At 43.2% G+C, this 6,921-nt stretch carries 3 protein-coding genes; all 3 read right to left on the reverse strand.

Features of this window, described 5'->3' with window-relative positions; translation table 11 throughout:
• Positions 1 to 564: 564 nt before the first annotated feature.
• The 3 genes from MSG36_RS15800 to MSG36_RS15810 all read right to left on the reverse strand — a co-directional run bounded on the left by MSG36_RS15800 (position 565) and on the right by MSG36_RS15810 (position 6,175).
• Positions 565 to 1,446 carry an NAD(P)-dependent oxidoreductase gene (locus MSG36_RS15800; protein ID WP_048607064.1) on the reverse strand — a complete coding sequence of 294 codons (882 nt, stop codon included), beginning with the start codon at positions 1,444 to 1,446 and terminating at the stop codon, positions 565 to 567.
• Positions 1,447 to 2,099: 653 nt separating this feature from the next.
• Entirely contained in the window at positions 2,100 to 4,178 is a 2,079-nt protein-coding gene (locus tag MSG36_RS15805) for a DUF4962 domain-containing protein (RefSeq protein ID WP_048616501.1), read from the reverse strand.
• Between the two features lie 218 nt (positions 4,179 to 4,396).
• Positions 4,397 to 6,175 carry a transporter gene (locus MSG36_RS15810; protein ID WP_048613949.1) on the reverse strand — a complete coding sequence of 593 codons (1,779 nt, stop codon included), beginning with the start codon at positions 6,173 to 6,175 and terminating at the stop codon, positions 4,397 to 4,399.
• Positions 6,176 to 6,921: the final 746 nt, after the last annotated feature.

Below are 6,921 nucleotides of genomic sequence, written 5' to 3' on the forward strand. Positions count from 1 at the left end.
GTATTTGAATCATAACTTAAGTTCTTTTTGGATGCTTTTGTTCAATTCAAAGTGATAATTGAAGCAGCCGCTTTAAGGTCATTGAACGCGTTTAACGTAGAAACTGTCGGGGGAGCTCGTTATTCGTTTTTTCACTTGCTATTGATCATTTGTTTTTCCAGACGGCTCGTCCGAACATGCCCATACAGTCACCAGCTGTGTGGGCTTTTTTTTTACTTTCTTTTCAGGCCCGATACACGAGCGGTGTTAAGTCATCACCAACAACCCTGTAAGTGCACTGGTTTTAAGTTTACGTAGAAAAGTAAGTGAACGAGTGGGTGCTAGAAGGCTTTGAATTTACAAATAGATATAGAAAAAATAGGAATTGAGGCAGTAAAATAGTCAAACAGAGTTTTGAGTAGATGTAGCTGAGGAAATTGAAGTAGAAGTAGAAGTAGAAGTAGAAGTAGAAGTAGAAGATTTTAACGAGGGAACAAAGGTTTGGGTATGGCAGATAAAAACGAACCTCGCTGAGGTATCGCCGCCTAAAATGACAGGCAATACCCTAGCGAGGTCGTACGTCGATTACTTCTCTAGTTTAGCGAAGTAGTCGAAGATTACTGGTACATCGTTGTTACCCATGCCTGCATCAACAGCAGCTTGTAGGCTTGTTGCAGTACCTTGAGCGATTAGAGACTCAGTACCTAGCTCTTCACAAAGAGCAAGGAAGTAACCAAGGTCTTTGTTTGCGTTAGCAACAGAGAAGCCTAGCTTCTCTTCGCCGTCTACTGCGTAGAACTTACAGAATTGCATGAACGGAGAGTTAGATGGACCTGCAGACATGATGTCAAACAGTTGTTGGCCATCAACACCAGCGCGTTGAGCAACAGCGAAAGCTTGAGACATAGTCGCAACAGTTGTCATACCCATGAAGTTGTTTACAAGCTTAGTCACGTGACCAGAACCTAGAGCACCTAGGTGGAATACGTTTTCGCCTTGCTCTTCAAGAACAGGTTTAACTTTGTTGAAAGTTTCCATGTCGCCAGCAGCCATGATGTTCAGAAGACCATCTTTAGCGTGTGCAGGAGTACGACCTAGAGGTGCGTCGATCATGCCCGCGCCTTTTTCAGCAAGAGCTGCGCCGATTTGCTTAGTAGAAGCAGGGATAGAAGTACCGAAGTCTACTAGTACTGCGCCTTCTTTGATGCCTGCTAGAACGCCATCTTCGCCGTAAACGATTTTTTCAACAACAGCAGAAGTTGTAAGACAAAACTGAACGATATCACTTGCAGCAGCTAGTTCTTTAGCAGAAGTGAATGCAGTTGCGTTGCCGCGATCTGTAACGCGAGCAACAGCTTCAGCGCTTAGATCCATTACGTTTACGTGGTAGCCGCGCTTTTGCAGGTTTTCAACCATGTTGCCGCCCATAAGACCTAGGCCAATGAAACCGATTACAGGTTTAGTCATGTTCAAACTCCAAATATAGTATTGTATGATTATATGCTCATTATAATAACTACGTCTTTCTCGTTACGCAATAGTTTTAGGGCATTGATTTAATGGTTAGACGTAAGTTGTGACGGGGGTTCACTTTACGAGAAAATATGGGTCACGCTTTGTACTTACAGGAACTATTTGCCACTTTAAAAACCGTCTATTGATGAAATAACATACGTTAAATGTCATACGATTAGTAAGCACAAGCTACGCCATTACCTATGTATAGTTCACTATTCCCCTACTCAGCCAGTGATTAGACTGTTCACGCAGAAGTAAGTCATATCAGTTTTTAGGTAAAAGGGATTGGCGCCCTATTCTTCTAACAAAGCGATACATGCGAGTCTCGTATATGACTCATGCACATTTCATTAAGCATAGTGGCTAAATACATACCCAGTCTTTGTGTGTATCAACTTCCAGGTTTAGCCCTCGAACTACTGACTTGGCATCGAGAAGCAATTGATTTCTCGGCCAATTAGTTTCGTTTCAACCTGATGGGGTTCCCAACTTTGCCAACTAATACAATTTAACTGAGTATCCAACTTGCTAGCTAACAAAACAAAAAAACTCCGAGCTTTCACTCGGAGTTTTTAATATCTAGCTTCTGTTACTTCAGCGAATTACAGTTCGATTGAAACCGTTTCACCGTCAACATTTAGCATTAGCGTGTTGCCTTCAAGCTTGTGAGACACTTCAACTTGCTCGCCTTCGTTCTTATTAGGAACAAGAAGCGTCAGGATGTTGTGCTCTTTCGATGGCTTGAATTCCACTTCAACGTGACGGTGGATTTCAAGATCTTTGAACTCGTATGGGTCAACTTCGCCAAAACCTTCAACGTTCTTAACTGACGTGATGTTATCAGCAGATTCGTTGATGAAGTTTACGTCTAGGTGCGCAACTTCGCCACGGATAGTGAAAGACTTGTCTGCCACTTCGTTTGCGAAAGTTGTGTGCATTAGCCAAGTCATGTCTTTCTCTTCAGAAAGCGTTGCCTTGTCTTGCATTACGAATACTTTACCTTGAACAAACCAGACCTTACGCTTGTAAGATTCAATTTCAGGAACGAAGTACTTGTAAGACGCTGTTGCATCGCCTTCAACCATCTTCACATCAGATTCAGTGTCGAAGTCAGAGATGTTGCCGCCCGCTTCGATACAGAAGCGATCTTGGTGGTTTTCGTAGCCTGTGTTCTTGTTCTCGCCGTACTGACCTTTACCGCCAAATAGTGGAAGGTTCTTAGAGAACGTTTGACGACGCCATTTCGTGTGCATATCAACACCGAAACCACCGTAGTAACCAGTGATTGACGCTAGCGTTTCACCGAATGCATGCAAGGTGAATGCGTTTTGGTCACCGTGAGAGTGGCTGATTGAGCCAAACGGAGAACATTTGAATACCATGTGAATATGGTTATCACGCTCAGTCATCTTGTTGTGGAATGCAGCCCAACCTGTGATTGGGAATACTTTCAACAGTGGATCATTCGATGGTGCCTTCTCTTCAGGTGCATCCCAAAGGAAGTTAAAACGAAGATCGTCGTAGCCGAAGTCCCACCAACCGAAGTTGTAGAACTTGGTGTGTGCTTCAGTATCACGGCCTTTCAGTTGGTTGTAGTACCAAACATACTCAGGCTTCTGGTTAACACCTGCGTAATGCTTGATGTTGTAAGCCAGTTTCAGGCCCGGGAAATCACCGATTGAAGACTGGTCACAGAAGCTCGCGCGCTTAGAGTGAACAGGCATGCAGTAAAGCGGGAAATCACCTGTGTTTTCGTAGAATGTTTTGTTGAACATGTCTACGCCACAGTATGCTTTCAATAGATCGAATGCTTCGCCTAGGAATGCAGTTTGTGTATTCCAGTAGTCAGGACCTTCAGCCCAACCGCCGTCTACACCGCCCCATGGTGGGTAGTGTACTGCGTAGTATTCTAGTGCGTATGCGATGTACTCGCCTGCTTTCGGGTGATCGTGGTAAAGCGCGATACACGTTGGGATGATAGCAGAAGAGATAGAACGAACACCGTGGCTGTTCAGTGGGTTGTTCAATAGATCAACCGTCACTTTCAGGTGGTGCATGATTTCGTCTAGACGCTCAATCAAAGCATCTTGAACTTGCTGACGTTCTTCATCTGTGAAGTAGCCGTGTAGCCAGTCGTAACCCCAAGCCATAGCCGCGATAACACGGAAAGCTGCTTCATCGTTATAGCCACGAGAAGTCACGCCTTCTGGATCGTACGTAGACAGTTTTAGAGTCCAAGCTTTTGCTTTAGCAATTAGCGCTTCGTCTTCTTTCACAACACCAGCAATTGCTAGGTTACGTGTCGCGTTCAGTGCCATTTGGCAATCAACGTACATTTGACGCCAGTAAGGACGCCATAGAGAAGCCTTACCTACCGTCTCAGCTGGGTACGCTTGAGGCTCTTCGAAAGGAGCAGTCTCAAGGAACTTAACTGTCGAGTTATTGTAGAAATCATCAAACATGCAGTGAGCTTCATCAGCTTTCACTTTCGCTTTGAATTCTTCTAACTGATCTGCTTGAACAAGAAGACGTGGACGTGCTTCGCTCAAGTTGTCTAGGAATGATAGGTCGAAGTCACGTGTTTGAACTTCGATAGGGAGTAGGTCTACAAGATTACCTGCTGAAGTATCATTCTCCAGCTTCATCTTCCTGATTGCATCAAGAGATTTTTGGTCGCTCATTCTAACTCACTTATTTTTCAAGTTGATTGAAAGGAATTAGCAATAATATACGTCTTATTGTAGGACAATTGAATCTATTTCGGTTCGATTGAACCATTTTGTACAGTTTTCGTGATTTAGGTCAGATATCTTCCACCTGACAGTTTTTCCGTTTCGCAGAACAAAAAATGCGACGCCCTTTCGAGTCGTCGCATTCTATTATAAACGTTTTCTCTATATTAGCTTTCGGTTACTGCTTTCGCTTGCTTACCGCCGTCATCGACCGCTTTAACCAATAGCACACCAACACCACCAACAATCACACCACAAAGGATAAAGACTAGACGTCCCCACATTGGGTTAGTAAGTAGAGCCATTAGCATGATACCGACACCCGCTACCGCAATCAGTTTACCAAGCATTTCACGCTGTTTGTTATCCAGTACTTTCTGTTCTGCTGACTCCGCAACTAATGGAGTAGACAGATTGCCGAAGAACTTATCAACGTCTGCTTGACGCTTCTCAGTTAATGGCTTGTAGAACAGAGTTGATAGGATGAAGAAACCACCTGTCAGCGTAATGTGAGCAATCAGACCGATAGCTACCTTAACATCAGACCATTCACGGCTTGTTAGCTCTTCCAGACCGAAGATTGAAGACACCATTTCAGCGTTAACAACGAAACCTACGTAGTAAGAAACAAAACCACCAACTACTAGCGTACCCCAACCAGCCCAGTCCGGTGTCTTCTTAATAAAGAAGCCAAGGAATGCAGGAATTGTCATTGGGAAGCCGATCAGTGCGCCTACATACATCATTGTATCGAACAGGCTCAAACCTTTAAGCGAGTTGATGAACTGTGCAATAAGGATGATAGCAATACCAAACACGGCAGAAGTAATCTTAGAAACCGTTACTAGTTCTTTTTCGCTAGCCGCACCCTTACGAACGATTGGTTCATAGAAGTTCTTAACAAAGATACCTGAGTTACGGTTTAGGCCAGAATCCATTGAAGACATTGTCGCTGCAAACATCGCCGCAACTAGAAGGCCAACCATACCTGCTGGCATGTACTCTTGTACGAAGTATAGGTAGGCAAAGTCACCCGCTTTCTTACCTGCATCTGGGTAAGCTGCCGCTAGGTCGACACCTTGACCTGCAATGTACCAAGAAGGCATGAACCAGATAAATACACCACAAAGCATTAGCACACACGCTAGTAGCGCCGCTTTCTTCGCGTTCTTTGAGTCTTTAGCCGCTAGGTAACGGTAAGAGTTAAGCATGTTGTTAGTAATAGAGAACTGCTTCACGAAGATGAAGAATGCCCAAATGCTGAAGATGCTTAAGTAGTTAATGTTGTTACCAGAAAGGAAAGACCCGCCTTCCGCTACTGGGAAGTTATTCACGATTTCACCAACACCGCCACCTTGAACAACAGCAACAACAGCACATGTCACGGTTACTGCCATGATGATAACCATCTGCATAAAGTCAGATGCGATTACCGCCCATGAGCCACCCGTTACAGACATTGCCAATACAACCAAACCGGTAATCCAGATAGTTGCTGTCATGTCGAAACCGAAGATACCAGATGCGATGATTGCTAGTGCGTTTAACCATACACCGGCAGAAACAACACTGTTTGGCATTGAAGACCAAGTGAAGACTTGTTCGTTAGTCGCACCGAAACGCATACGAATTGCTTCGATTACCGTTACTACACGTAGTTGACGGAACTTTGGAGCAAAGTATGCGAAGTTCATGAAGTAACCAAATGCGTTAGCTACGAAGATGACCGCGACTGCAAAACCATCGTTATACGCTTTACCTGCCGCACCGGTGAATGTCCATGCACTAAACTGGGTCATAAAGGCGGTTGCACCAACCATCCACCACAACATGTTACCGCCCCCGCGGAAGTAGTCACTGGTGGTACTTGTAAATGTTCTAAACATCCAACCTATCGCAATCAAGAATAGGAAATAAATGCCGACAATAATCGTGTTGAGTTCCATCGTGTATCCTTTGTCCGTTGTATTTTGTTACGAGGACTATAGGAAATCTCAAACTTTATTTGTAGTACAATAATCCAAATAAGTGATGGCGATCTTATTTTGATTGATTAAGTTAATTATATATATGACATAGGATGGAATATGGCCAATCCATTAAGGAAATTATTGGTGTTTGAGGTAAAAACTCAAAAAACCAAGACCAAAGAACATCACACCCATTAAAATCAAAGACTTACAAAAAAGTGAGACTTTGCACACTTATTAACAAATACAACCAAACACATATAAATATAAAATTCTCAAAAATAATAAAAGCCAAATCAGATCTGAATCACCCTCATTTATCACACAATAAACCAGTGTTTTTTATCTATTGAGAGTGGATAATTTCATTAGAATTCTACTTAAATTAATCAATATAGAAGAAGCATATCCAGTTCAAACGATGGTAGATTCAAAATATACAAAAATGAAAAATCATGGATGACGCATAATTATTTGGGGGGGGGGGGAGCTCGAGTGTCTAAAAACGAATATCGAGCGTAATATTATTTTTATTTTGATGGTAAAGAGAACGACCGCTAGGCGTATACAAGAAGGAACTGACTTAAGAAGGAGTTAAGCGAGGATGAACCAAAACAGTGCCACACATGGTGCAACACGCTTCCTAATGTCTCGTCCTAAAATACGTTGACAGTATTTCTACTAAGCCAACAGCGTCAGCTGTTGGCTTTTTTCATGCACCT

This window comes from Vibrio sp. 1CM8B (genome assembly GCF_023161685.1).
GTDB lineage: Bacteria > Pseudomonadota > Gammaproteobacteria > Enterobacterales > Vibrionaceae > Vibrio > Vibrio coralliirubri.